Origin of the sequence: Rhodococcus sp. 05-340-2, assembly GCF_002258915.1 — a bacterium.
Lineage (GTDB): Bacteria > Actinomycetota > Actinomycetes > Mycobacteriales > Mycobacteriaceae > Rhodococcoides.
Genome location: NZ_NOYU01000039.1, coordinates 245589 through 270574 on the forward strand (window position 1 = coordinate 245589; position 24986 = coordinate 270574).

Below are 24986 nucleotides of genomic sequence, written 5' to 3' on the forward strand. Positions count from 1 at the left end.
ACTTTCTCGTCGAGGGTGTCGTCGGATGCAGTGCTCGATCCAGTCGAGCCGAGCACTCGTTCGTCGTCGTGACCGGACAGGCCATTGACTGTCAGTCAGTTTTTTTGTAGCGTACTTTTTGACTTCAAGTCAATATGTGACTTGTTCTACTTCGGTTTCGAGAGAAGGGGCACGATGATTCTGGTCACCGGTGCCGGCGGCAGTGTCGGACACGCAGTACTCCGCGATCTGAACGGACGCGGAGAAAAGGTCCGAGCGTTCGTCAAGGACGAGAAGCAGGCCGAGGGTGCACGTGCCGACGGAGCGACCGATGTGGTGATCGGTGACATTCGATCGGCAGCGGATGTACTCGCAGCGACCGTCGGTGTTCGACGCCTGTTCCACGTCCATCCGACGTCGCTCGTGCACGAGGTCTCGATCGCCGAGGACATCGTCGCAGCATGTCTCGCGAACGGCGTCGAGCACATCGTGTATCACTCGGTGATTCATCCCGAGATCACCGAGATGTTCCACCATCAGGAGAAGGGCCGCGTCGAGGAGGTGTTTCGGCGTTCGGGTATCGCCTGCACAAATCTGCGGGCGTCCCACTTCATGCAGAACTACCTGGATTTCTGGGAGTTCATGCAAGGTGGAGTTCTGCCGTACCCGTCGTCGCCGAATTCGGTGATGGGCGTCGTCGATGCCGAGGACGTCAGCGAGGTCGCGGCCAACATCCTCGCCGCACCCGAGGGACACGAGAACCAGACGTACGACTTGTCGTCGGAGGAACTCGACCGACACGAGATGGCGCGGATCTGGTCCGACGTTCTCGGCCATCCCGTGTCCGCGGTGAGGCTCCCACCGGCGTCGCTGCAGAACCCGTTGCGGGGAGCCGGTGCACTGGTCACTGTCGTCGCCAAGTCGTTGTTGTCGACCAAGATCCATGCGCCGCAGCATGTGATCCGTGGACTCCAGCAGTCCTCGAACGCCCGCGGAATTCGCAACTGGTCGCAGGACTCGAGGGACTGCTACGAGCGCATGATGAACTACTACGACAAGAACGGACTGCCTGCAGGGGACATGACCGAGTTGCCGAAGCTTCTCGGACGACCTGCCACCACCTACCGTGAGTTCGCGGTCCGCGAAGCAGCACGCAGGGGCGTCCGGCCCCGCTAGAGTGCGCCCATGCACAAAGTACCTCGGGCGATTCGGGCCATGGGAATCAATGCTGTCCGTCTCTACAATCGCCTCGAAGTGTCGGTCGCACAACCGGTTCCCGACGAGCCCGTGTTGTTCGTGTGCAATCACGGGTTCGGCGGAGTGATCGATCTGAACGTGTTCGCGTTCTCGGCGGCGTACGACGATCTGAAGCTGTCCAGGGAAGTGATCGCGTTGACGCACCAGATCGCGTGGACGCTGCGTGCAGGGAAGTTGCTCGAGCCCTTCGGCGCGCGTCCGGCCGCTCGAGAGAATGCTCTCGACGCATTCGAAGAGGGGCACAATGTCCTGGTCTTTCCGGGCGGTGACCTCGATGCGCTGAAGTCGTGGCGGCACCGAAACGACATCGTCTTCGCCGGACGCAGTGGTTACGCGCGTCTCGCAATGGAAGCCGGGGTGCCGATAGTTCCGGTCGTGACCGCGGGCGCGGGTGAGTCGCTCCTCGTCCTCAGCAGTGGTCGTCGTATCGCCAAGGCGCTCCGATTGAACAAGACGGCATTTCGAGTCAAGACGCTGCCGCTGTCGGTATCCATTCCCTGGGGCGTGAATTTCGGGGTAGTCGGGTTGCTTCCGTATCTACCGTTGCCCACGAAGCTGGAGACGTCGGTGCTCGCGCCGATGCGTCCCGAACCCGACGAGACCGCAGAGGACTTCGCGCACCGAGTTCACTCGGCGATGCAAGCAGAGCTCGACGAATTGACGAAGGACCGCAAGCCGGTGATCGGCTGAGCCGTCAGCCAGGTCCTTCCCATCCGCACGCTTCACAGGAGGCATAGATGCGGCTGCTGGTCGGTCCGACGGCCGGCGAATCGATGACGTTCTCTCCCAACGTGATCTGTTCGCAGATGGGGCATACGCCTCGGTAGTCGAGGTTGAAGCTGTAGGTGAGCACTCTGACTCGATCCTGTACGTCGAATGCCGCTGCCGTGCGTGTCCCGGTCGAGCAGCAGGTGTCCTCGGCAGGAAGGTGTGCCGAGGTTCGAGTCGCCGTCAGCCTGCGCTGTGTGCATGGGCCCCGGCCATCGACTGCCGCTTGCGCGCGATCGAACGTGTCGACGTGAGCGACAGTAGACCCCGAGCCCCCAGCTCGTCGAGAGCAACGGAGTTCTGGTCGAGGATGTTCGGCGCAGCGTGGACCGCGTGGGAGGAAAGGCCGTAGGGTCGGTGTCACGCCGCTCGTTCAGCGCACACAATGGTTCAGCGAAACCGAACCGACCTGCGCATCGTAGGTCGAGAAGGTCGAGTCTCATGACCGACACACCTATTCACGACGAACTGCAGAACTTCATGAAGATGAGCACGCGCGGTAGTGATCGGAAGGTCGAACCCGTTGCCGTGTCGGTTCCCGTCGAGGCATCTGCGCACGCCCCCGCGCGACACCAGAGAGCCTGACGGCATGGCCACCGCACGAGAGAAGCAGGACGAGGCCCTTGCCGTCTATCGGCGAGCGAAAGATCGCGAGCAGGAACTCGCCGATGTGCGCGGACAGTCCGACACCGATTCTCCGTTGCTCGTCGACCTCGACGATGCCGAGATGCGCGGTGCGATCGAGGCGGACATATCGGCGCAAGAGGCCCTGAGCGTCGCGCTCAGGGCCGCGGACGACTGACTTCGGTCGGCTACGGGAGCGGCTGGGACGTGGGGTCGATCGCTGCCTGAACTCCGCCGCTGTAGGACGTCGGAAGCTCGCGGCCACACAGTTTTTCGGCCTCGTCGGCGGAGATCCCGAGCGCTCGCAGCACGCGTTGCGTCGTGTCGTCCACGGTCGCAGCTTCGTCGCGCTCGGGTTGGGCGAGCAGCAGTCGCCCCAAGGACAGTAGCGAACCGGCCACGATCGCGAGTGCGACATCTGCGTCGTCCACATCGAATCGCCCTTGGGCGGCGGCTGATTCGATATCTCGGCGTGAACGCGGTGCCAGGCCGCCGGCCGCGGCGAATGCGGCGGCCTCGGAGTTGAGCAGGACGAGACTCAGTTGCGGTTCGAGGCGGAAGAGTCGTCCGGACAGCCGGAAGGACTGGGTGAACTTCTCGACCGGGTCGTCCAATCCCACGGTGAGTGAGTCGAGGTAGTCGCCTGCGGATTCGAGGGCCGCGTCGATCGCTGCCTGCCACAGCTCTTCTTTGGTCTCGAAGTAGTTGTAGAACGATCCGTTGCTGACGTCGGCGGCCTGGGTTATCTCCAGAACGGGTGCGTTGGTGTTTCCGCTCGCCAGGAATCCTTGCGCGGCCCGAACGAGGGCGGCTCTGGTGCGAGCCTTCCGGCGCTCGACACGGTTGCCTTCGGTCACGGTGCGCTCCTGCTCTGGAATGTGGTGAGGGCAGCCTATCGCGAGAAATGTTGACGAATTCGTCAAAAATGCTTGACGCGGTGACGCGTGATGAGTGACGATATCGTCAATGTCTGGCGGATGTCGCCGGATCCGTGGCCCCATCGAGGACTTGATGACAACCGACGTGTCGATTCCCCAGTACCGCAGGAACATCTATTCCACCGACGCCATTCTCGATCCGTACCTGCACTACGCCAGGTTGAGGGAACTCGGTCCGGTGGTGTGGCTTCCGGGTCAGCAGGTGTTCGCCGTCTCGCGCTATGCCGACTGCAAGAAGGTCCTGCTCGACGACGAGACCTTCATCTCCGGGGACGGGGTAGGACTCAATCCGGTTGCCAACAGGCTCGGACGAGGCACGACGCTCAACAGCGACGGCGACGAGCACGCGACCAAGCGTGCGGTTCTCGCGCACCGTTTGACGCCGAAGGCCGTGCGAAAGATGACGGCGGCGGTGGAGGAAAAGGCGGAGGGCATCGTCGACGCCGCGTTGAGCAAACAGTTCGTCGACGGAGTCGACGATCTCGCCACCGCGTTGCCGATGTCCGTGGTGCCCGACCTCGTGGGGTGGCCCGAAGACGGACGGGAGGAGCTACTCCGCTGGGCCGGAGCAACATTCGACTCGCTCGGGCCGGTCAATCGTCACTCCGTAACGGCCGTGAAGGCCGCTACCGAGATGCTCGCGTTCTCCAAGAAGGTAGTGCGGCAGCGATCGGTGCTCACCGGGAGCATGGGCGACGACGTGCTGAAAGCCGCCGACGAGAACAGGATCGGCAAGTCCGCATGCCCGGCATTGATGATCGATTACCTCGGCCCATCGCTCGATACGACGATCGGAGCGATCTCCGGGGCACTCGATCTGTTCGCTCGACATCCCGAGCAATGGCAGGCGATACGGCAGAACCTGGACCTGATTCCCAACGCCGTCAACGAGGTCGTCCGGTACGAGTCACCCATCCGAGCATTTTCTCGACGGGCTGTGTGCGACGCCGATATCGGCGGATCGAGAATTCCGGCAGGGGCCCGTGTGCTGGTGATCTACGCGTCGGCGAACCGCGACGAGCGGGAATGGGACAACCCCGACGCGTTCGACGTCAACCGCGATGCGGCCCGCCAGCTCGGCTTCGGTTCGGGTGCGCACGGCTGCGCCGGTCAAGGATTGGCGCGTCTCGAAGCGCAGACCATGCTCCGGGTGCTGGCGCGCCGGGTCAAAAGAATCGTCCCCTCGGGAACACCGAAAAGGGCTGTCAACAACGTCATTCACCGATACGAACGCCTGCCGCTGAAACTGGTGGCTGCAGAAGGGACACCGCAATGAGAATCGACGTCGACTGGGATCGGTGCGAAGGGCATGGAATCTGTGCCGATCAAGCTCCCAAGGTCTTCAGCCTGGACGACGAGGGCGAGCTTCACTACGCCTTCGAGGGCGACGACATACCCGACGACCTTGCCGCCCCGGCACGTTCGGCGATCGGAGTGTGTCCGGTAGCGGCCCTCCGAGAGAGCAAGTGAGCACCACCGACCGTCGCATCGTCATCGTCGGAGACTCCATTGCCGGGTGCACCGCCGCCCGCGAGCTCCGCGCCCGCGGGCACCGAGGACCGATCGTCATGATCGGTGCCGACACCGACGGCTGCTACGCGAGACCACCGTTGTCGAAACATGTGCTCAAAGGTGAAGCAGCCGAAGCCGAGACGTGGGATCTCTCCGATCTCGACATCACGGCGATCGTCGATCCGGCGGTGTCGTTAGATACCGAGGCTCGGACCGTGACCACGGCCGATGGCACCGACGTGCCCTACGATGCCGTGATCGTGGCCACCGGTGCGGCCGCGCGCCGGATAGCCGCACCCGGACAGGCCGGCGAGATCGTGCTGCGGACCTTCGCCGACGCCAGCGCACTTCGGCCACGGTTGGACGAGGCGAACACCGCCGTCATCGTCGGTGCAGGTTTCCTGGGTATGGAGGTCGCGAGTGCCTGCGCTGCACGCGGGATCGACGCCACTGTCGTCGACGTCTATCGTCCGCTAGATCGTCTGCTCGGTTCCTTTCTATCCGAGGCGATTTCGTCCCGGGCGAAATCTTCATCGGTCGATTTTGTCCGGGTCGACAGCCCGGTGAGATTGATCGGCGATCCAGTGGTCGGCGTCGAGCTGGCGGACCGAACCCTGGAGGCCGACCTCGTTGTCACCTGTGCCGGAGACGTACCCGAGTCGGGGTGGTTGGCGGGAACCGGAATCGCGGACCATCGCGGGGTCGGTATCGATGACCGTTGCGCTACAGCGGTTTCCGACGTCTACGCGGCCGGTGATGTCACCTACTCACGCGCTGTGTCGGCCCGGTCGCCGTTCTGGTCGAATGCCGTCGCGCAGGGCAAAGTTGCCGCGGCCTCCGCTCTCGGCGTCGAACCGACCTGCGCACCCACCGACGACTACTTCTGGACCGAGATCCTGGGGTTGTCCATCAAAGTCGTCGGCCCCCTCCCTCTTGACGGAGAACCGACCGTTCTCGAAGGGTCCGTGGACGAGGGATCGGCTCTCCTGCGGTGGAGTCACAACGACGGCAGCACCACCATCGTCGCCTTCGGCATCAAGAAGCCCGTCGGTCTGCTCCGGCGGTTGGCTCGCGAGAACACTCTCTCCACTACCTGAGGAACGTATTCATGGCTACTGGATCCACACTTGTACGACGCCTTCCCGAGATTGTCGGGTTGGGCCGCGCCGCAATCGGCGTCGCGCACATGATCGCTCCCACGCGGGCCAACGAACTCCTGGCCGGTCCCGACGCGGCAGTGGCGACCACGCGAGCTGCCGCTCGCACCTTCGGGATTCGCGAAATCTATATCGGTGGTGGGCTGTATGCAGCCACCAGGTACGCACCGAAGTTGGTGCGTCCCTTGCTGCGCGCCGGCGTGGCCGTCGATGTCTGGGACACCGGTGCCTTCGCGCTGACCGCGTATCTGCCGCAGCGGACGCGGGTGGCAGGATGCGCCATCGCCGGTGGATTCGCCGTCGCGGGCGTCCTTGCCGAGACGCAGTTGGAACGATAGACGAGCTCGACCACTCCGTCGCATCGGGTTCGGCAACTACGGACCCACCGAACTCCGAAGGGCCTGTCGATGCCAGCCGATCGCAACCCCGACGTCCAGAAGTGCCCGGTCGCGTCCGGGACGGACCACCACCACCGTTCGTCGGATGGGCACAGGAGCCGATTCGGTCGTCAGCGAACGCCTACCGGAATCCCGGTCTATACCGAGGACTTGTACTCGGTCTCGGCGATCGAGGACCCCTATCCCCACTACCGGGCGATGCGCGAACTCGGTCCGGTGGTGTGGCTGGAGAAGCAGCGCGTGTACGCCCTGACGCGGTATGCCGAGGTCAAGCAGGTGCTCGCGGACGATGCAACATACCGCTCTTCGGGCAGCGTCGCGATGAACCCCGTCGCTCGCAGAATCGGCAACCGCAGTTTCCTGATGTCCGACGACGACGCGCACATCGCGCAGAGAAAAGTGGCTGCGCACCGTCTCACCCCGCGGGCGTTGCGTCCATTGCGCGCGGACGTGAATGCGTTGGCCGAGAGAGTTGTTCGAGATGCGGTGGCCAAGCAGTACGTCGACGGTGTCGAGGACATCGCGCTGAAGTTGCCGATGACGGTGGTGCCGGACCTGATCGGGTGGCCGCAGCGTGGCAGAAAAGATCTTGTGAAGTGGGCCGGGGCCATCTTCGACATGTTGGGGCCGCTCAACGGCGTCTCGATGAGATCGACGGCCGCCAGCCTGCGGATGCTGTATTTCGTGCACAGCCTCGCCCGTAGACGTGACGTCGTTGCGGGAAGCATTGCCGAGGAGATGATCGAGCACATCGATGCAGGTCGCCTCCGCGCGGCCGATCTGCCTGCCTTCCTGATGGACTATCTGGGGCCGTCGATCGACACCACCGCAAGCGGGATTGCCGCTGCATTGTGGCTGTTCGCCAAGCATCCGGATCAATGGGACCTGCTCCGGCAAGATCCGGATGCACTGCTGCCCAATGCGATCAACGAAGTGATCCGGATCGAGTCCCCGTTGCGGGCGTTCGCTCGGCGCGCCGAGATCGATTCGATCATCGGGGGTGTCCCGGTGCCCGCGGGTGCGCAACTACTGGTGATGTACGCATCTGCGAATCGGGACGAGCTCGCGTGGGAAGAACCCGATCGGTTCGACATCACCCGCGATGCTCTAGCGCACGTCGGCTTCGGGTACGGCGTTCACGGCTGCGCCGGGCAGGGACTGTCTCGTATGGAAACCGAAGCGGTGCTGCGTGCTCTGCTGCGACACGTCGGTCGAATCGAACAGGCGGGTACACCGGAGATCGCCGTCAACAACATCATTCATCGATTCTCGTTTCTGCCATTGCATCTCGTGCCCGACCCGAAGGGGAAGTAACCGAACCTGCACGTGTCTCGTGCTGCCGGTGCCCCCTCAGGATCAGAACACCAGCGAGCGGGCAGGCAGCCCGGCCACTCCTTCTCGGGCGAATGCTGCCCATGTCCGACGGACCCTGGTCGCCAACGCCGTCGGCGGTGTGTGGCCGGCCAACATGGGCGCGTCCGACCATGCGTCGCCGAACAGCAACGGCAATTCGATGCAGTGACATGCCCCCAACGGTGCTCCTTTCGGCGCCCAGTCGACTCGGTACGACGCGACCCGACCACCCGCGCCGTGCCACATCTTCACCATCGAATCCACGCCGAACAGCAAGTTGGTGACGAGACGCACCACCGGAGCGGTGAGCACCGAACTGACAACGCCGAACCTGTTCAGCCACAGCATGTTCGACACGATGTCTACGAAGGGCGCAGCATCGTCCCTGGTGTGACCGATCAGTAGTTCGACGCGAGTGGCAGTCCTGCGCAGGGCGGCGTCGGGGTCATCGGACAGTGGCTCGAGGTGAGCGACCGGCCCGAACGGCATTCCGCCTGCGGCACCGAACCTCCGCACAGCCTGCGTCACGGCCCGCTCTGCATCGAGCACCTCCGACGCAGGTGCGGTGGCCGGGTCCGTGGAGAACCGAGCTGCGAAAGCCTTTCGTGCGGTGTCGTACAGAGCCGAACGCCCTGATCGCAATCCGAGCGGTGCGCTCTGCACGATTGCTCTCGTGAACAACCCCGCGGCCGCGTCGCACGCCATCAGCGCGAGGATGGCATCGCCGCCCGCGGATTGACCGAACAGGGTCACAGTGGTCGGGTCACCGCCGAACCGAGCGATGTTGGTCGACACCCAGCGCAGAGCCTCGATCTGATCCTGAACGCCGATGTTGCTGTCCCCCGAGCCTTTCGGGGTCAGGTAACCGAAACCGCCGAGCCGGAAGGTGACACTGACGACCACGACACCCTCTCGGACGAGGTGGTCTGCATCGTACTTCTCGGCCTCCCCGCCGCCTGAGACGTAGCCGCCGCCGTGCAGCCACACCATGACCGGAAGTCCCTCGGCCGCAGCGGGAGCGGTCACCGACAGCACGAGACAGTCCTCGCTCTGGTCGAGCCGGTCGATCATCGGACCGGTGACATTGTCGAGCCGAGAGGGCAATTGAACGCATGCCGGACCGCGGCGGGTGGCGTCACGCGTCGTCCCCGGGGTGTCGACCGGTCGGGGATTCCGAAAGCGCGTGGCGGTGGCATAGGGGATACCCCGTGCGTGGATCAGCCCGTCGAATTCGACTGCTTCGAGATCTCCGCTGGTCGTGCCGGTGATCGTTCGCCGCGTCGCCCCGGCCGTCATCTCGTCGTTCAAGTGAAGAACCCCCCTGTATCGAACAGCGTGAGCATACCGTCCGACCGACGCGACAGACGTGGCGTCATAATCGGACCATGCGGTCCAAGCAGAAGATTCTCGATGCCACACTCGGGTTGATCGCCGAGTCCGGCTTCGAGGGCGTCACGATCGCCGCAGTGGCTCGTGCTGCTGGAGTCACCCGTCAGACGGTGTACTCGATCTTCACCACTCGCGAGGACATGATCTCCGAAGCCATGATCGGACTCGTCGTCGACGTCATGGGTGGGATACGGGAGAAGGCCGATCAGGCCGAGAGTCCGACGCAGTTCATCGTCGAGACGATCGTCGCCGCACGCCATCTCATTCGGCGGGAACCTGTTCTGAATTCGTTGCTGCGCTCGGGTAACTCGAACCCACTGTTCGACGCGGACATGATGGATCGTGCACTACCGGTGGTACGTCAATTCCTGGACGGATACGCCGACCGCAATCCAGGATTCGACTCCGCGCAGTTCGACGGTATCGACGGAGTCATCGTGCGGGTCGCGCTGTCGGTCATCCTGTTCGACGACCCTTCCATTCACGAGGACGACGGTCTGCGTCAGTACCTCGAGCGGTGGTTGATTCCCGTTCTGCCACTTGCTTAGCCCGTAAAACTTGACACCCGCGGGTGCTTCTGTCTAGTTTTGCACGGCGCGTACGTGTGGCCTCAGTCTCGGTGCGTGCGCATCCGCGACTGTGGGGGGAACGTGTCGAATCTGAACCGTCGGACATTTCTCGGTGCTGCAGCGGTTGCAGGCCTCGCCGCGGTGGCGGGTACGGGCGTTGCCGGCGCAGCCACCGGCACCAGAACTCAGGTTCCGCTCACTCGCGAGGACCATCGCGTGGTCGTGATCGGATCGGGGTTCGGCGGTGGCGTCGCAGCATTGCGCCTGGCCGAGGCAGGCATTCCCGTTCTGGTCCTTGAGCGCGGAAGGCGTTGGCCCACAGGGCCGAATGCAGACACCTTCCCCAACGCGACCGCCCCGGACAAGCGGATGCTCTGGTACGCGTCGAGCCCCAATCTGTTCGGCAGGCCCGTCCCGTTCGATCCGTATGTCGGACTGCTCGAGGCCGTCCCCGGTGACAACATGACCGCGCTGTGCGCCGCGGGTGTGGGCGGCGGATCCCTGATCTATCAGGGGATGACGCTGCAGCCGTCGCAGGCCGTGTTCGAGACGCACTTTCCGGTCGAGCTCGACTGGACGAGGTTGAACGCAGTGCACTATCCCCGCGTCGCGCGGATGTTGCAGCTCGCGCAGGCTCCCGACGAGTTGATCGACACTCCGAATTATCGCGCGGCGCGGGTGTTCGCAGACAGTGCGCGTCGGGCTGGACTGCCGGTGTCGAAGATTCCGATGCCGATCGACTGGAACTATGCCCTCGACGAGACCCGCGGGGTGATGACGCCGTCGTACACCAACGGTGCCGGTGCCTTCGGAGTGAACAACGGCGGCAAGCATTCTGTCGATGTCACCTACATCGCGGCCGCCGAGGCGACCGGCCTGGCCACCGTGGCGACGCAGCACAACGTCACGCATGTCGAGCGCGCCGCCGACGGTCGCTGGATCGTCCATGTCGACCGAATCGATTCCGATGGAACGGTGTTGGAGAACAAGATCCTCACCACCGGTGCACTGATCATGGCGGCGGGAAGCCTGAACACCACCAAGATGCTGGTTCGCGCGAGCGCCACCGGGGCCATTCCCGATCTGCCGGACGAACTCGGGCAGGGCTGGGGCACCAATGCCGATCGGATCTACGTGTGGTCCAGCATCGAGCAGCAATTCGGTGCGCCGCAGGGCGGTCCGGTGGTGTTCGGCAGCTTGAACTGGGACGACCCGCGCACTGCACACACCGTCATCCAGGCATCGATACCACCACTGTCCTTCGATGCCCGCAGCACGATGCTCGTCGGGTACGGGGTCAGCGACGGGCGCGGCCACTTCGGCTACGACTCGGCGCGAGACCAAGCTCTACTGCACTGGCCGGCCAACGGCGACTCCGTCATTCAGGACGGATCCATCGACCCGACGGTTCGTCGCATTGCCGGCACCGGCAGCATTCTCACCGACACCAATGCATTGTTCCCGTCCACCTGGCATCCGCTGGGCGGGGCCAACATGGGCCCGGTATGCGATCTCGACGGCCGCGTACACGGCCAACGCGGACTGTACGTGCTCGACGGTGCGTTGATGCCGGGCAACACCGCGGCCTGCAACCCGTCCATGACGATCGCTGCGCTCGCCGAACGAGCACTGGACAACATCGTGGCTCGCGACCTCGGCACCGTCATCTGACACCAGGAAGAAAGAGACCGATGCACCCGTATCGCACCATGATTCGTGTTCTCGTGGGCACCGCACTGCTGGCATCGTCGGTGGTCGCGGTCGGAACCTCGCCGGCACAAGCCGATCCCGTCGACGAGTTCTACGTGGCACCTGCGCAACTCGATGACATTCCGGGTTCCGTCGTTCGGACGCAACCGATGTCGTTGTTCGCTGCTCTGCCCGGGGCAGACGGCGCGTATCCGGCGCAGGCACAGCGGGTCATGTACACCTCCCGCACGCAGGACGGCGCGCCCGTCGGGGTGACGGGTACGTTCATCGACACCGATGTGCCGTGGCGGGGTGCAGGCCCGCGGCCGACGATCGTCGTGGCACCGGGCACGGTGGGGCAGGGCGACCAGTGTGCACCGTCGCGGGCCTTCCCGACCTCGATCAACGCTGTGGCGCAACCATTGTCGATCTCGTTCAACCAGGAGCTGTTGTCCTCGGCGCTGTGGGGGTCGATGGGCGCGAACGTGTTCGTCACCGACTACATCGGATTGGGAACGCCCGGTATCCACACCTACGTGAACAGGCCGGAGCAAGCGCACGCGGTTCTCGACGGTGCCCGCGCCGCGCTCGAACTCTCGGGGGATCCGGATGCGCCCATAGGCATCTGGGGTTATTCGCAGGGCGGTGGAGCTGCTGCGGCTGCCGCGGAACTCGCGTCGGAGTATGCACCGGAACTCGATCTGAAGGGAACGTGGGCAGGCGCGCCGACGGCCGACCTGCTGGATGTGTTGAAGACGGTCGACGGGACGTTAATCGGCGGTGTGATCGGGTACGCCCTCAACGGTTTCATCGAGCGGGACCCCACGTTGAAGCCGCTGGTGGACGATAGGCTCACCGATCACGGCAAGGCGGTTCTCAACGAACTCTCGACCGAATGCATCGGCGACACCATCCTCGAGCATCCCTTCTTGCGCACGGAGTCGTTGACGAAGGACGGCAAGTCGATGCTCGAGAACCTGCGCACCATTCCCCAGGCCGGTGCGATCTTCGACGAGCAACGCATCGGTCGGCGTACTCCCGATGCGCCGGTGTTGATCACCAGTGGAATCAACGACGACACAGTGCCTTACGGGCAGGCCCGGCAACTGGCGGAGGACTGGTGCGGTGGCGGTGCGTCGGTTCAGTTCCACAGCAACCCCCTGCCGCCGATTCTGCAAGGTGCGGTGTTGCCGAACCACTTCGGGCCACAGCTGATCGACGGCTACGGCGGAGAAGCTGCCCAGTTCTTGATGGACCGGTTCGCCGATCTCCCGGTGGCAGCATGCGCTTTCGACTGATCGTAGACCGCTGGCGATGGCGAGGGATGCGAGAGTTCTTTCGGCGCAACCGTCTTGTCGGTGCCCTGACAGTCGAGCAACGGGTGAACGATTATCTCGCCGTTGCCGACGCGTTCGGCCTCACCTGGCCACGAGACGAGACGCGTCTGCATGCACTCCTCCTCGGTTTCGGAGAGTCCGATCTCGCTGTGGTGAGCAGGTCGATTCGAGAGAATGCAGTGTCGATGACGCTCTGCCCGGTCATTCCGTTGCGGGCCAGTGCTACCGACTAGGGACGCCTCCCATCGGCGACGCGCGTCGCGCCGCATCCGGTCTGTCATCGACTCGGGTGGACCGACCATCGTCTTTCAGCCGATCGTTCGCGCCGTCGACGGCGCAATCGAGGGATACGAGGCTCTCTCACGCTTTCCGGACGGCGGAGGCACCACGGAGAGTTGGTTTGCCGACGCTGTGCACTGCGGACTCGGGGCAGCTCTCGACACGTCTGCTGTCATGAATGCTCTGAGGGAATCCGCTCAGCTTCCGTGCGGATCGTTCCTCGCCGTCAATCTCTGTGCCGCAACACTAGTGGCCGATTTCGCGTTGGTGGGCCACCTCGTGGAATTCGGTAAACGACGGCACCTGATCGTCGAGATCACCGAGCACGCCGCCATCGACGACGAGGTGGAGGTGCTGAGAGCGTTGGCCGAGCTCAGACGCGGCAGCGTCGACATCGCCGTCGACGATGTGGGCTCGGGCCACGCGGGACTGCGGCGCCTGGTGCTGCTCGAACCCGACGTCATCAAGCTCGACGCAACCGTTGTGCACGGCATGAGGGAGAACCGGACCAAGATGGTGGTGGCCGAACTCATCCTGGATTTTGCGCGAAAGACCGATGCGCGCTGCGTGTTCGAGGGCATCGAGACCGACGACGATCTGGAGGCAGCAACATCGATGGGGGCCGACCTGCTGCAGGGCTATCGAACCGGTCGCCCTGCAGCGGTGCATCGGTTCGCACAGAAGTGATGACCTCGTCCGCATCGGCCCACTTACGAGGCGCGGACTTCCTGGGTGACGTTGTGGCCCACTGCGTCCGTGATCTGTTGTGCGAACGGGCTCAGCTCGAACCAGGAGAAGAATGCGGATGTCAGAGGCGTCGCACCTGCGAGGTCGATCTCTCCCGACTGGCGAGCAGAGGCGAAGGTGCGGTGCCCGTACCAGATCTGGTTCCAGGTGTTGACGGTGCCGGACACCGCAACGTCGACAGGGAACCGCGGATCCTGGTAACACAGTGTGGCTTTGCCGTTGTCGACCACGATCCAGCCGTGCACCCGCTGTTCGGTGAAGGCGAAGTGCAGGGTGGTGCGACGATTGTTCGGCAACCGTGAGATGTCCAGTCCGGCCCGCATTCGCCACAGCAGTAAGTAGGGGTCTGCTTGTTCTTCGGTCGGGGCCGGGAACCGCCAGCGAGCCGTCCACGATCCCAGCGACATCAGGACGCCGAGAAGATCGGATCCGGCCGGGGTGGTGTGGTACTCGCGGTCGAGTTTGACCACGAGCTCTGCTCGCTCGAGGAAGCGGAGACGAGACGCGAGCAGAGTGCGGGAGATTCCGGGGAGGCCACGATGTATCGCGTTGAAATTGTGTGCTCCGGTGATGATTTCGCGAACGATCAGCAGGCTCCACTTGTCTCCGAGAAGGTTGACGCCCATGGAGACCGGGCAGTATTCGACGGTCATGTCTGCGACGGTATGAAGGTTCGAGGACTGGTACAACCTTTGTACTATGCGTGATTTCAATTGTTGAGTTCTATGCGTACATGGCTATTACATCGAACCCTCAGCAGTGTCTCTTCGGCCGAGCGCGGACGAACGGCTGTACGCGCACGGTGGTGCCGGCATGAGTTCTCTCCTCCTCGGCGACACCGCACCGGACTTTCGATCGAACACCCAGCACGGACCGTTCGCCTTTCATGACTGGCTCGACGGCAGCTGGGCAGTCCTGTTCTCGCATCCGAAGGACTTCACCCCGGTCTGTTCCACCGAGATCGCTCGAGCGGCTCGTCTGGCGGGTGAGTTTCGGAAGCGCCGAACGAAGATCGCCACGCTGTCGGCCGGCACTGCGGAGAGCCACCGCCAGTGGGCCGCTGAGCTGTCCGACGCGTTCGGCGTCGCGATCGACTTTCCGTTGATCGTGGACGACGATCGACTGACGATCGCTCGGCAGTACGGGATGGTTCATCCGAAGCTCAGCGACATCACCACGGTCCGTTCGGTGTTCGTCATCGATCCGAACAAGACGATCCGATTGATACTCACCTACCCGCACACGACAGGCCGGAACTTCGACGAGATTCTCCGCGTACTGGACTCGCTCCAAACGGCAGACCGGCACTCGATCGTCACTCCGGCGAATTGGTCACCGGGTGAACGAGTGCTCGTTCCGTTCGAGCTGTCCGACGACGACGCCGAACAGAAATTCGGCTCGGTCGAGAAGGTCCTTCCCTACCTTCGCACCGTAGTGCTGGAGGACTCCGCAGCACAGGCGTAGCCCATCCATACCGTTCCATACATGATCCCCCGAAAGTGAGCAGACATGACTGCAGCCACCACCACCCGACACGCCGTCTCCATCCTGCCGATCGGCGGCCCCACCGCTTTGGTCGACATCGGCGGTCTCCGCATCATCCTCGACCCCACATTCGATGCAGCCCAGGACTACACGGGTCATGACGGCACCGAGGGACTCAAAGGCGTCATTCGTACCGAGGGACCGGCGCTGCGTCGGGACGAGGTCGGGACAGTCGACGTCGCGCTGGTCTCGCACGATCATCACATCGACAATCTCGACACGTCCGGTCGCGAGTTCCTCGGCACGGTCGATCACGTCTACACCACCGATCTCGGTGCCGAACGTATCGCCAACGGTGCCGTCGGTCTCGAGGACTACAAGAGCGCCGAGATCGCACTCCCGGAGGGTGGAACGCTCACCATCACCGGCGTTCCGGCTCAACACGGTCCCGACGGGGTCTGGCAACAGATCGGCCCGGTCACCGGATTCGTTCTCAGTGGGGACGGTGTGCCCACCACGTATGTCAGCGGCGACAACTCCTCTGTCGAGGTCGTGCGTGGCATCGCAGAACGTTTCCCGGACATCGCAGTTGCAGTCCTGTTCGTCGGCGGCGCAGGCTTCGAGGAGCTCGCGGACGGCGTGTACATCACCTTGTCCAACGAACGCGCACTGCAGGCCGCCGAGATACTGGAGGGGGCGACCATCGTTCCTGTGCATGCCGATTCGTGGAAGCACTTCCGCGAGGACACCGACGATCTCCGTGCGATCTTCGAACGCGCCGGAGTCTCGGATCGACTACGCGTCATCGACCGCGGGGCACAGGTCACCGTCGCCGAGTAACAGCAGAGGCTGCGCAGTCCGAAGACGAAGGTGAGCCGGGTTGCGGGTCCTACAGATCAAAATCCGGTGCAGCTGACCGCGCTCAGCGCGGTCAGCTGCACCCGATCCTGTCCGAAATCCAGCCCCGATCGACCTAGTCGGTTGTCGTCGACATCTTCACGTGCGGGATTCCCGCTTCCAGGTAGTTCTCTCCCACTCGAACGAATCCGAAGCGCTCGTACCAGTTTTCGAGGTGTGCCTGTGCGGAGATTTCGACCACCCCGGGGTATGCAGTCAGCGCGGCCTCGACGAGTTTCCCGGCATAGCCGCGACCACGGCCCGCAGCCGCGGTCGCGACGCGGCCGATGTGGACCGTGTCGTCGACGAGGACGCGGAGGGTGGCCGACACCTCGCCGCTCTCGTCCTGGATCCAGAACAACTCCGTCGTCGGAAGTAGGTCCACGCCATCGAGTTCGGCCTCGTCGACGATCTTCTGTTCGTGTACGAAGACCGCGACCCGAAGCGCCATGATGCGGTACAGGGTGCTCGGGTCCACGCCTGCAAGCGGAGCATGGTGAAGATTCGACACGGAGGTCCATTTCGTGGAGGGGACATCGCCGAGCTCGCGTGCTCGGGGACAGGATGATCCTCGCATGTCAGAGGGTGAATGCACCGTTCTTGTCCGAGACGCGTTGTCTGTCGATCATCGGGGTGGGACCAAGAGGTGGACCCTCTCGACCAGGCTCAGCGCGAGGTCGGCATCGACGCCCTCGAATACTGCAGTGTGTATTCCCCGCATGGCACCGGTGAGCAAGCGGGCTGCAGCGAGTACATCTGTATCACTGCGGATCTGCCCTGCTTCTGAGGCGGAACGAAGCAGTTGGGCGATCGCGTCGACGAAACTGTCGTGCCAGCGTTCTGCCGAGCCCTCGGATCTCGGTACTCCGAGATTGCGGAACAGCACGTGGGTACGCGGGGTGTCGTAGATGCTCGCTGCTGCGATGTGAAGAAATGTCTGCAGTTGCTCGAGTGGGGTGTGCGGCCAGCTGGTTGCTGCCGATCTCTCGTGAATGCGGTCTATCAGCACGGTAGCTGCGTCGTCGACTGCGGCTTGGAAGAGCTCGCGCTTGGTGGGGAAGTGGTGATATGCGGTTCTCAGTGCGAGACCGCATCGGGCAGCGACGGTTTCGATCGTGATGTCTGCGTAGTCGTCGTGGCGCAGCAGCTCCTGGGTGGCCTCGACCAGCCTGGCCGGTGCGGGCCCTGGATCGTCGGTGGGCGACGACCCGGCCCAGCGATAGAGCGTCGTGGTGTGAATTCCCAGTGAGGTCGCCACGGCCGCCGGGCTCTCGGAACCGCCGAAAGCGCGGGCGACCGCTTCCTGCCGGTCGGCGAGTGTGAATCTGGAGACCCTGGCCATGTTCGTGACACTACATTCCTCGTCAGGTGCTGAGTTCGGCCCGAACCTAGTGGAGCATCCGGGCTAGGGTGGGTAGTAGAACCTGCGCGGGGACGAGACCGGCCGCTATTGCCTGAACGGTGTTCATCCGACCCGAAATCACCTGCGGGCGAGACCGTCTGGAATCGAGCGTGCGCATGGCAGTAGCGATCACTTCGGTCGGTGTCTGGTAGCTGCCGGTTGCAGCGGCGGTGTCTCCGATGACGTCGAAGAACTCGGTACGGGTGGGGCCCGGGTTGAGTGCGAATACTCTGACTCCGTGCTGGGCCGACTCGTACCACAGCGACTGACTGAAACTCAGCACGAATGCCTTGGCGGCCGCATACACCGCCAGTGACGGGACGGGTTGGAACGCAGTCGTGCTGGCGACGTTGACGATGGTGCCGCTCGAGCGGGCGATCATGTCCGGCAGAAACGCAGAGCAGATGTCCACGACAGCGCGGATGTCGACGGCGATGAGGCGCTCGAAGTCGTCGGCATCGCTGTCCACGAACGGTCCCTGTACGGCGAAACCTGCGTTGTTGACGACGAGATCGATCTGCTCGGGCACCACCTCACGGAGTCGGCGTCCGCTCGCTTCCTCGGACAGATCCCAGGCCACTGTGCGGCAATGGATTCCGTGGTTCTGTTCGAGTTCCTTCGCCAGCGTGGTCAGCCGGTCTTCTCGTCGTGCAACGAGTACCAGATCGGAGCCGCGGGCGGCGAGTGCTCGGGCGAACTCGGCACCGATTCCCGAGCTTGCGCCGGTCACCAACGAGCGGCCGGGACGGTAGTGCGAACCTCGGCGGATCATCGAGCCGACCTTCCGAGCTCAGCGGCCGAGCGCCGCGCGAACTGTTCGTACGACGTGGGAGCATGGCCGAGCAGCGTCGGGAGAACTTTCAGGTCGCCTGCCGGTAGGCCGTGGCCGTCGTAGTGGGTCATCATCGTGCGGTACGCCTCGCGTGCGTCGGCCGGCCAGTTCTTCATGTCACGAGGGTTGGACGCAGCCTTGGCACCGCGAACGAGGTGGCCGATGGAGTTCAGTTTCGTCGAGAGCAACGCATGCCCGACGACCGAGGCCAGTGCGGGCAGCACGTTCAGCGAGTTCGTCAACGACGAGGGCGGGATCCGAATGGCAGTGACGCGGTGGCCGAGCACGTCGGACCAGATTGCTGCCATCTGATGTCGGGTGAGTTCCACCGTGGACAGGTCGTAGACGCGATCGGTGTGCGGCTTGGGGTCGATCAGGATGTTCGCGGCTGCTTCGGCGACGTCGGCAACATCGACGACACCCATGACGCTGTCCGGTGAAACCGGGTACGGCATCACTCCGGCCTGCAGAAATTCCCACACCTCCAGGTAGTTCTGCATGTAGTGGGACGGCCTGAGCACCGTGGTGGGGATTCCACTGCTACGCAGGATTCCTTCGGCGATGTCCTTCTGGTGGTGGTGCGTCAGTTGATGCAGGTTCGGATGAATCACGGAATGAAAAACTATGTGCTGCAACCCATTTGCTGGTCCGATTGCGATCAGATGATCGATGATGGGCTTCTCGTCGATGATCTGCGTCGGTGCCGCGTGGTATAGGACGTCCGCCCCGGTGAGGGCGTTACGGAGCGTTTCTTCGGACCTGAGATCGCCTACGACAACTTCGACGGCTCCGTCGTGGCGGGTGGTCGCAGCTTGCGCCGCGTTCTTGACGACTGCTCGAACCGGCACGTTCTGCGTGGCGAGCTGTCGAACGAGCAAGCGGCCGACACCACCCGCGGCACTGGTCACTGTGATCATGGGGCCTCCTCGATGGTGGGCTCGGCGGACGCTGAGCGTGATTGCAAATATTGCATAGTGAATGCACATAACGCAAGGATTCATCCGACCAGAAACGAAAATCCGGTGCAGCTGACGCTCAGCGCGGTCAGCTGCACCGGATTCTGATCCGAATCCAGCTGGAATCGGCCTAGTCGATGGTGGTCGACTCCTGCGTGCGTTCGGCCGCCTTCGGTTCGATCGATCGCCGAGACCAGTAGCTGGCGAGAAGTGAACCCGAGACGTTGTGCCACACCGAGAAGATGGCGGCGGGCAGAGCTGCCGCGGGGCTGAAGTGCACCGATGCCAGTGCTGCGGCCAAGCCGGAGTTCTGCATCCCGACCTCGATGCTGATCGCGCGTCGGCTGGCGACATCGAGTCCGCACGCCTTGCCGATGCCGTATCCCACGGCGAGTCCCAGCGAATTGTGCAGCACGACGGCCAGGACGATGAGGGCTCCGATGGACAGCAATGTCGGTGCGCTGGCGGCAACCACGAACAGCACCACCGCGGTTATACCCGCCACCGAGATCAACGGCAGCGCGTCGAGCATGCGGTCGATGGCTGCGGGAAACAGCAGGCGCAGAACAACTCCCAGTACGACGGGAATCAGCACGATCTGCAGGATCGAGACGAACAGCCCGCCCGCATCGACCGGCAGGAATTCGCCGGCGAGCCACAGCACGAGCAGCGGCGTGAGAATCGGAGCGAGCAACGTGGACACCGACGTCATGGCCACCGACAACGCGGTATCACCCTTGGCGAGGTAGACCATCACGTTGGACGCAGTGCCGCCCGGAGCCGAACCGACCAGCACCATGCCTGCGGTCAGCGCAGCAGAGAGGCCGAGCACGTTGGCGATGCCCAGACCGAGCAGCGGCATCGCGACGAATTGTGCGGCCACGCCGAGCAACAGTGCCCACGGTCGTCGGGCGACCACCGCGAAGTCGGAGAGCCGCAACGTCATTCCCATGCCGAGCATGATGATCGACAACAGCCACGGAACGGCCGGAGTGCCGCCGCTGAACGTGTCGGGAGTGATCAGGGCCAGCGCGCCCGCCGCTACGACGATCAGGGCAAACCACTTGCCGGTGAACTCGCTGACGGATTTCAGCTTGGGCACGCGGAGTCTCCTGTGCGGTCGGGGCACTCCCCAGGGCGGGCGCGCAACCCACCGAGCGTAACCGCAGCCTCGACAGACAGGTCTCCACGTTGCAGGACTCTCGAATAGAACAAGACCGAGCGGCCTTGTTCTGGCAGTATCAACCTTTACGTGAACCGCTGCCGGCCACAACCGAAGGACGACGAACGCATGACGCCACCGTGAACAAGCTCTCGACGGTGGCATTGCTGATTCTGCTGGGCGCAGCCGGGACGTTCAACGGGATGTCGTTGACCTCCGACCCCAGTGGGCGGTCGTTGGGCTTGACCGTCGGAATGCTGCCTGCTTGGCACACCTGGGACTACCGCATCTCCGGGTTGTTCGTGCTGTTCTTTCTCGGAATCGGGCCGTTGATCTGCGTGGCTGCCGTGCTCGTCGACGCGTCCGAAGCTGCGGTGTACGTGGCGTTGGTGGGGCTGGTGACCGTCGGGTGGGTGGTGTGGCAGCTCGTCGTACTCGATATCTACGCTCCCCTCGCCCATATTCCCCTCACTCTGTTGGGGGTCGCGTTGATCGTCCTCGCAATCGGTCAATTCCGTGCGCGAGCCCGCGAACGCAGCCGGCAATAGAATTACAGGCCGATTGCGCCGAGTAGGTCTTCTCCCGGATCACCGACCGCAACAACGGCTGCGATCAACAGCAACGTCATCACGATGGTCATCACCGTGCCGAGCGATCCGAGGACGACGAACATTCGGCGGTGAGCACCGTCCATTGATCTGTAGCGTCGGAACGCGATCACCGTTCCGGTAGCGACTACCGCGATCACCACGGCGGTGGCGACTATCACCGCCCAGTTGTAGTGCTCGACCTGTGTCAGCAGCTCTAGCAGAGGAGGCCTGGTGTCTTCGCTCTGCACACCGTTCTCGATCAGCGACTGCGCCGCTCGCCCGTCGGCGTTGTCATCCGAGAGCATCGGAAGCAGCGCGACCACGGGTGCAACCGTGGACTGAATGTTGAGCACAGCCAGGAATACCGAAAACATCGAGAGCACAGTCGCACTGGCGGCAGCGATCGTGTATCCCACGCCGGCTGCGAGAGATCGCCGCCACAGAGTCGCCGCGAGCAGACCGAGAACGACGGTCAGCAGAACCGAGATGACGATCTTGATTGCGTGCCACTCGAACCAGTAGTTCACCATCTCCGCCAAGCCTGGAGGATAGGTGCGAACACCGCTACCCCAGTATTCGACCAAGCCGCGGCCGAGCAGCTCACTCATCACGGATTGATCCTGGAACTGGGGATAGCGTCCGCGTAGCAACGCGGCCGGGCCGAGTGCGAACGCGGCCACCAACGCTGCTCCGGCGCATGTCAACACAACGATCGTGCTGCGGCTTCGGTTGACGGACACATTCATCGGACGAATCACGGGTGAGAGTCAATCACCGGATACCCCCGAGCGCATCCATCTGCAGTACTACATCTGACCAACGAGGTACAAGCTCAGGAGTCGACGTCCGGTTGCCGGCTACGCCGGACTCTGGCAACAGTCACCCCGGCCAGGATCACCCCAGCGAGCGTGAGGAAGTCGGATTCGGTCAACCCTCTGTCGGCGTCGACCACGTACAACACTGCACCTTCGATGGGGGCGTTGAAGAACAGCCACAACACCGAGACAACGCTCAGCGATATCGCTGCGGACCACGAGGGCTTGGCCAGACACCATGCGGCTGAGGCGAACACTGCGTTCATCAGAACGAGTGAGTGGAACGGATCGGTAGTCGGCACCGGTACATCATGACCGAATGTGGACGGCCGGGTCCTGGCCTGGTCCCGTGCACGACGAGGATCATCGCGAAGCCAACCGGGGATCTCATTTGACCTGTCCCCTGGGGGCCGGGTTTACGGTACGGGGATGGAAGAGCTGCTACGAGCAGGAGAAGTCACCGCCGAGACCGGTGCCTCGTCGAAGGCGTTGCGCGGTTACGAGGCATTGGAACTCGTCGTCCCACTGCGCGCCGCCAACGGCTACCGCATGTACGACCGGCACCAGGTTCAGGTCGTCGCGCAGATCCACCGTCTCAATGCACTCGGAATTCCACTGGCAGAGATGGCGCCGTTCATCGACTGCCTCAACGCCGGAGGCCCACACGCAGACGACTGCCCCGCTTCACTCTCCGGGTATCGCCGGGCGATCGAACGCCTCGACCAGGCCATCGGTCACCTGGACCGCCAACGTGCTGCATTGGTCGCAAACCTCGCCGAGGCCAGCACGCGGATGGCCGGCGAGTGGGCTTCCGCGGACGCGGACAACCCCGATCTCGCACCGCTGCCGGCCGACCTCACCGCCCCGAGCGACGATGGAGCGACCGATCACCTGCCCGGGATGGCTATGCCCGTCACTCGGTTGCCGTCCACCGACGGCAACTTCGTCGATCTCGCCGCGATCGGTCCCGGTCGTGCCCTGGTCTACGTGTTCCCGATGACCGGCGCACCAGGACAGGACATGCCCGACGGCTGGGACGCCATCCCCGGTGCTCGCGGTTGCAGTCCGCACAACTGCGAAATGCGCGACCATTACGCAGAGCTGGTGCAGGCGGGTATCGACGCAGTCTTCGGACTGTCGAGCCAACCGGTCGAGTATCAGACGAAGTTGGCTCGAGCACTGCGACTGCCCTATCCGCTGCTCACCGACACCCAGCTGATCTTGCGCGCCGCGATCGGTCTACCGACGTTCGGCACCGAAGATCTCACGGTCTACCGCCGGCTTGCTCTCGTCATCACCGGGGGAGTCATCGAGCACGTGTTCTATCCCGTGTTCCCGCCGGACCGCCATGCCCACACAGTGCTCGAATGGCTCCGGGATCACCCTCTGCCGGTGACGTCGACTCCGCGGCGCACGCCGACCGAAGCGAGCAGTGACAAGCGGTGATCGGCGTCGTCGATGTGGCCCTGTTCGCCGCGGCGTTCGCGGCGTCTGCTGCCACTCCGGGCCCAGAGGTCGTCGCGGTCATGGCTCGATCTCTCGACGCCGGGCCTCGGGGTGTGTCCGGACTGGCCGCCGGGATCATTGTTGGAAAGTTGGCTCTCCTCGGTATGTCAATTGCAGGCCTCGCGGCCGCGACGACGGCCTACGAACCGCTGCTTCGCGTCATCACCTGGGCCGGTGCGCTCTACCTCTGCTATCTCGCTGCGAAGAAGTGGAGGACTGCCGGGGCACCGACGCACCCGGGGGCCGCCCGCCGAGCACACAGTTTCGCCCTCGGAATCGTGCTCACCATGTCCAATCCTGTCGCAATCGGCTTCTACGTCGCGCTTCTGCCCGGCGTCGTCGACCTCACGCACGTGCAACTGCAGGACTACCTGGTTCTCGGTCTCACACTCGTCGTAGTCATGGCAGTGATCATTACGCTCTATGGTGTTGCCGCTCTGCGCCTTCGGCGCTTTCTCGACCGTGGCGGTAGGCGCACAGTCGACCGCATCACCGCCACGGTGTTTCTCCTGTGCGCTGTCTTCATCGCACTTCGATAGGTGCGACGGGAATCGATCGACGAAGTATGCGGCATCAGCAACGCCGATTGTCCACTGCTCGTTTCTTCTCGGCATCTGCTCTGAGTTCGGCTCGAAATTGCTCGTAGCGTTGCCGAAGAGCGTCGCCGGGCCAGTGCGCCGGCAACACCTCCACAGGCAACAGTGGGTCGTCGACGATGTGCCGAACAATGGACGCCGAGATCTGAAAGCGTTCGGTTCTGTCGGTCGCGTCGTTCATGGAGGTGATCAGCTGCTCGGCCGTCGAGGCCCAGTCTCCGAGCTCGAATATTCCTTCGGCGAGTTGCGCTGGGTCCTCGTCGGGGATCGCGGTGAACCAGCTCAGTCGATCGATCGGCTCGGACTGGATCGCGGGGGAAAGGTTGTTCGGTCGTCCCCACACCCCTTCACGGAGCTCGCCCAATTTGGCCGCGCGCAACGTCGAACGTAACCCTGCACGGTCGGTGGAGTTTTCGGCACCGGTGGTCACCAGCGCCAGTCGCCAACTGCCGTCCCAAGCAGTCGTGGCCGGTCGTAATGCGTAGTCCTGACGGCGTTGTCGTTCGATCAGCCGGGCGGAAAGGCGGTATACGCCGCCGCTTCGGTCGAGATCTCCGGACGACGCCAGCCGCGAGAGTGCGGCGCGCGCTGTCGACGGGGCGACGCCCAAGTGCGAAGTCATCTCGATGATCAGCGCCGCAGACCCCTGCCCCGGATGGATGCCGAGCAGGACGCTCAAGATGGCAGAACGCGCCGTCAATCGACGGATCGGCTCTGCCTTGTCCTTCATCTGATGATGGTAACGAGGC

Annotated in this window: 30 protein-coding genes; 19 read left to right on the forward strand and 11 right to left on the reverse strand. The window is 63.6% G+C overall.

Features of this window, described 5'->3' with window-relative positions; translation table 11 throughout:
• Nucleotides 1–174: 174 nt before the first annotated feature.
• From CH271_RS24810 to CH271_RS24820, 4 genes are all read left to right on the forward strand, one after another.
• The gene (locus CH271_RS24810; RefSeq protein ID WP_094635292.1) at nt 175–1155 is read left to right on the forward strand and encodes an SDR family oxidoreductase; all 981 of its coding nucleotides are present in this window, start codon (nt 175–177) and stop codon (nt 1153–1155) included.
• Between the two features lie 9 nt (nt 1156–1164).
• Entirely contained in the window at nt 1165–1926 is a 762-nt protein-coding gene (locus tag CH271_RS24815; RefSeq protein WP_094635293.1) for a lysophospholipid acyltransferase family protein, read from the forward strand.
• Nucleotides 1927–2445: 519 nt separating this feature from the next.
• Nucleotides 2446–2589: a hypothetical protein gene (locus CH271_RS29025; protein ID WP_170945782.1), complete on the forward strand. Its 144-nt coding sequence runs from the start codon at nt 2446–2448 to the stop codon at nt 2587–2589.
• 4 nt (nt 2590–2593) lie between these two features.
• Entirely contained in the window at nt 2594–2806 is a 213-nt protein-coding gene (locus tag CH271_RS24820; protein WP_094613040.1) for a hypothetical protein, read from the forward strand.
• A gap of 10 nt (nt 2807–2816) precedes the next feature.
• Here the strand turns inward: CH271_RS24820 and CH271_RS24825 are convergent, their stop codons facing one another.
• Complete coding sequence (locus tag CH271_RS24825; protein WP_256986543.1) at nt 2817–3485, reverse strand: TetR/AcrR family transcriptional regulator; 669 nt, start codon at nt 3483–3485, stop codon at nt 2817–2819.
• A gap of 154 nt (nt 3486–3639) precedes the next feature.
• On the opposite strand from CH271_RS24825, the gene CH271_RS24830 reads away from it, so the two are divergent.
• From CH271_RS24830 to CH271_RS24850, 5 genes are all read left to right on the forward strand, one after another.
• The gene (locus CH271_RS24830) at nt 3640–4842 is read left to right on the forward strand and encodes a cytochrome P450 (protein ID WP_094635295.1); all 1203 of its coding nucleotides are present in this window, start codon (nt 3640–3642) and stop codon (nt 4840–4842) included.
• Nucleotides 4839–5036, forward strand: coding sequence for a ferredoxin (locus CH271_RS24835; protein WP_094635296.1), 198 nt, complete (start codon nt 4839–4841; stop codon nt 5034–5036). Before CH271_RS24830 ends, CH271_RS24835 begins: the two co-directional genes overlap by 4 nt.
• Nucleotides 5033–6175: an NAD(P)/FAD-dependent oxidoreductase gene (locus CH271_RS24840; RefSeq protein WP_094635297.1), complete on the forward strand. Its 1143-nt coding sequence runs from the start codon at nt 5033–5035 to the stop codon at nt 6173–6175. Before CH271_RS24835 ends, CH271_RS24840 begins: the two co-directional genes overlap by 4 nt.
• Before the next feature lie 11 nt (nt 6176–6186).
• On the forward strand, nt 6187–6573 hold the full coding sequence (locus tag CH271_RS24845; RefSeq protein ID WP_094635298.1) for a hypothetical protein: 387 nt from the start codon (nt 6187–6189) through the stop codon (nt 6571–6573).
• Between the two features lie 69 nt (nt 6574–6642).
• Nucleotides 6643–7947 carry a cytochrome P450 gene (locus CH271_RS24850; RefSeq protein WP_306437419.1) on the forward strand — a complete coding sequence of 435 codons (1305 nt, stop codon included), beginning with the start codon at nt 6643–6645 and terminating at the stop codon, nt 7945–7947.
• Nucleotides 7948–7989: 42 nt separating this feature from the next.
• On the opposite strand, the gene CH271_RS24855 is transcribed toward CH271_RS24850, so the two are convergent.
• Nucleotides 7990–9294 carry a carboxylesterase family protein gene (locus CH271_RS24855; RefSeq protein WP_256986544.1) on the reverse strand — a complete coding sequence of 435 codons (1305 nt, stop codon included), beginning with the start codon at nt 9292–9294 and terminating at the stop codon, nt 7990–7992.
• Between the two features lie 77 nt (nt 9295–9371).
• Here CH271_RS24855 and CH271_RS24860 point away from each other — a divergent pair, with 77 nt between their 5' ends.
• From CH271_RS24860 to CH271_RS24880, 5 genes are all read left to right on the forward strand, one after another.
• On the forward strand, nt 9372–9923 hold the full coding sequence (locus CH271_RS24860; protein WP_094635299.1) for a TetR/AcrR family transcriptional regulator: 552 nt from the start codon (nt 9372–9374) through the stop codon (nt 9921–9923).
• A 102-nt stretch (nt 9924–10025) separates the two neighbouring features.
• Nucleotides 10026–11615 carry a GMC oxidoreductase gene (locus tag CH271_RS24865; RefSeq protein ID WP_094635300.1) on the forward strand — a complete coding sequence of 530 codons (1590 nt, stop codon included), beginning with the start codon at nt 10026–10028 and terminating at the stop codon, nt 11613–11615.
• Nucleotides 11616–11653: 38 nt separating this feature from the next.
• Complete coding sequence (locus CH271_RS24870; protein ID WP_094635371.1) at nt 11654–12931, forward strand: lipase family protein; 1278 nt, start codon at nt 11654–11656, stop codon at nt 12929–12931.
• Between the two features lie 83 nt (nt 12932–13014).
• Complete coding sequence (locus CH271_RS24875; RefSeq protein ID WP_143546110.1) at nt 13015–13203, forward strand: hypothetical protein; 189 nt, start codon at nt 13015–13017, stop codon at nt 13201–13203.
• Nucleotides 13190–13936: an EAL domain-containing protein gene (locus CH271_RS24880; protein ID WP_094635302.1), complete on the forward strand. Its 747-nt coding sequence runs from the start codon at nt 13190–13192 to the stop codon at nt 13934–13936. Before CH271_RS24875 ends, CH271_RS24880 begins: the two co-directional genes overlap by 14 nt.
• A gap of 23 nt (nt 13937–13959) precedes the next feature.
• Here CH271_RS24880 and CH271_RS24885 read toward each other — a convergent pair whose 3' ends face one another.
• Nucleotides 13960–14649: a winged helix-turn-helix transcriptional regulator gene (locus tag CH271_RS24885; RefSeq protein ID WP_094635303.1), complete on the reverse strand. Its 690-nt coding sequence runs from the start codon at nt 14647–14649 to the stop codon at nt 13960–13962.
• Between the two features lie 160 nt (nt 14650–14809).
• On the opposite strand from CH271_RS24885, the gene CH271_RS24890 reads away from it, so the two are divergent.
• Both CH271_RS24890 and CH271_RS24895 read left to right on the forward strand, forming a co-directional pair.
• Nucleotides 14810–15460 carry a peroxiredoxin gene (locus tag CH271_RS24890; RefSeq protein ID WP_094635372.1) on the forward strand — a complete coding sequence of 217 codons (651 nt, stop codon included), beginning with the start codon at nt 14810–14812 and terminating at the stop codon, nt 15458–15460.
• Between the two features lie 45 nt (nt 15461–15505).
• Complete coding sequence (locus CH271_RS24895; protein WP_094635304.1) at nt 15506–16321, forward strand: MBL fold metallo-hydrolase; 816 nt, start codon at nt 15506–15508, stop codon at nt 16319–16321.
• Nucleotides 16322–16454: 133 nt separating this feature from the next.
• Here CH271_RS24895 and CH271_RS24900 read toward each other — a convergent pair whose 3' ends face one another.
• The 5 genes from CH271_RS24900 to CH271_RS24920 form a co-directional block, all read right to left on the reverse strand.
• A complete protein-coding gene (locus CH271_RS24900) occupies nt 16455–16889 on the reverse strand; it encodes a GNAT family N-acetyltransferase (protein ID WP_094635305.1) in 435 nt (144 codons plus the stop codon).
• Nucleotides 16890–17003: 114 nt separating this feature from the next.
• On the reverse strand, nt 17004–17720 hold the full coding sequence (locus CH271_RS24905) for a TetR family transcriptional regulator (protein ID WP_094635306.1): 717 nt from the start codon (nt 17718–17720) through the stop codon (nt 17004–17006).
• A 46-nt stretch (nt 17721–17766) separates the two neighbouring features.
• On the reverse strand, nt 17767–18552 hold the full coding sequence (locus tag CH271_RS24910) for an SDR family NAD(P)-dependent oxidoreductase (protein WP_094635307.1): 786 nt from the start codon (nt 18550–18552) through the stop codon (nt 17767–17769).
• Nucleotides 18549–19529, reverse strand: a complete 981-nt coding sequence (locus tag CH271_RS24915; protein WP_094635308.1) for an SDR family oxidoreductase — start codon at nt 19527–19529, stop codon at nt 18549–18551. The genes CH271_RS24910 and CH271_RS24915 overlap by 4 nt, the downstream gene beginning before the upstream one ends.
• Nucleotides 19530–19698: 169 nt before the next feature.
• Nucleotides 19699–20670: a bile acid:sodium symporter family protein gene (locus CH271_RS24920; RefSeq protein ID WP_094635309.1), complete on the reverse strand. Its 972-nt coding sequence runs from the start codon at nt 20668–20670 to the stop codon at nt 19699–19701.
• 200 nt (nt 20671–20870) lie between these two features.
• On the opposite strand from CH271_RS24920, the gene CH271_RS24925 reads away from it, so the two are divergent.
• Nucleotides 20871–21278 carry a hypothetical protein gene (locus tag CH271_RS24925; protein WP_094635310.1) on the forward strand — a complete coding sequence of 136 codons (408 nt, stop codon included), beginning with the start codon at nt 20871–20873 and terminating at the stop codon, nt 21276–21278.
• A gap of 2 nt (nt 21279–21280) precedes the next feature.
• On the opposite strand, the gene CH271_RS24930 is transcribed toward CH271_RS24925, so the two are convergent.
• On the reverse strand, nt 21281–22078 hold the full coding sequence (locus CH271_RS24930) for a hypothetical protein (RefSeq protein WP_143546111.1): 798 nt from the start codon (nt 22076–22078) through the stop codon (nt 21281–21283).
• A gap of 74 nt (nt 22079–22152) precedes the next feature.
• A complete protein-coding gene (locus tag CH271_RS24935; protein WP_094635312.1) occupies nt 22153–22437 on the reverse strand; it encodes a hypothetical protein in 285 nt (94 codons plus the stop codon).
• 127 nt (nt 22438–22564) lie between these two features.
• Here CH271_RS24935 and CH271_RS24940 point away from each other — a divergent pair, with 127 nt between their 5' ends.
• Both CH271_RS24940 and CH271_RS24945 read left to right on the forward strand, forming a co-directional pair.
• Complete coding sequence (locus CH271_RS24940; protein WP_094635313.1) at nt 22565–23581, forward strand: redoxin family protein; 1017 nt, start codon at nt 22565–22567, stop codon at nt 23579–23581.
• A complete protein-coding gene (locus CH271_RS24945) occupies nt 23578–24180 on the forward strand; it encodes a LysE family translocator (protein WP_094635314.1) in 603 nt (200 codons plus the stop codon). The genes CH271_RS24940 and CH271_RS24945 overlap by 4 nt, the downstream gene beginning before the upstream one ends.
• 34 nt (nt 24181–24214) lie before the next feature.
• Here CH271_RS24945 and CH271_RS24950 read toward each other — a convergent pair whose 3' ends face one another.
• Nucleotides 24215–24967, reverse strand: a complete 753-nt coding sequence (locus CH271_RS24950) for a PaaX family transcriptional regulator C-terminal domain-containing protein (RefSeq protein WP_094635315.1) — start codon at nt 24965–24967, stop codon at nt 24215–24217.
• Nucleotides 24968–24986: the final 19 nt, after the last annotated feature.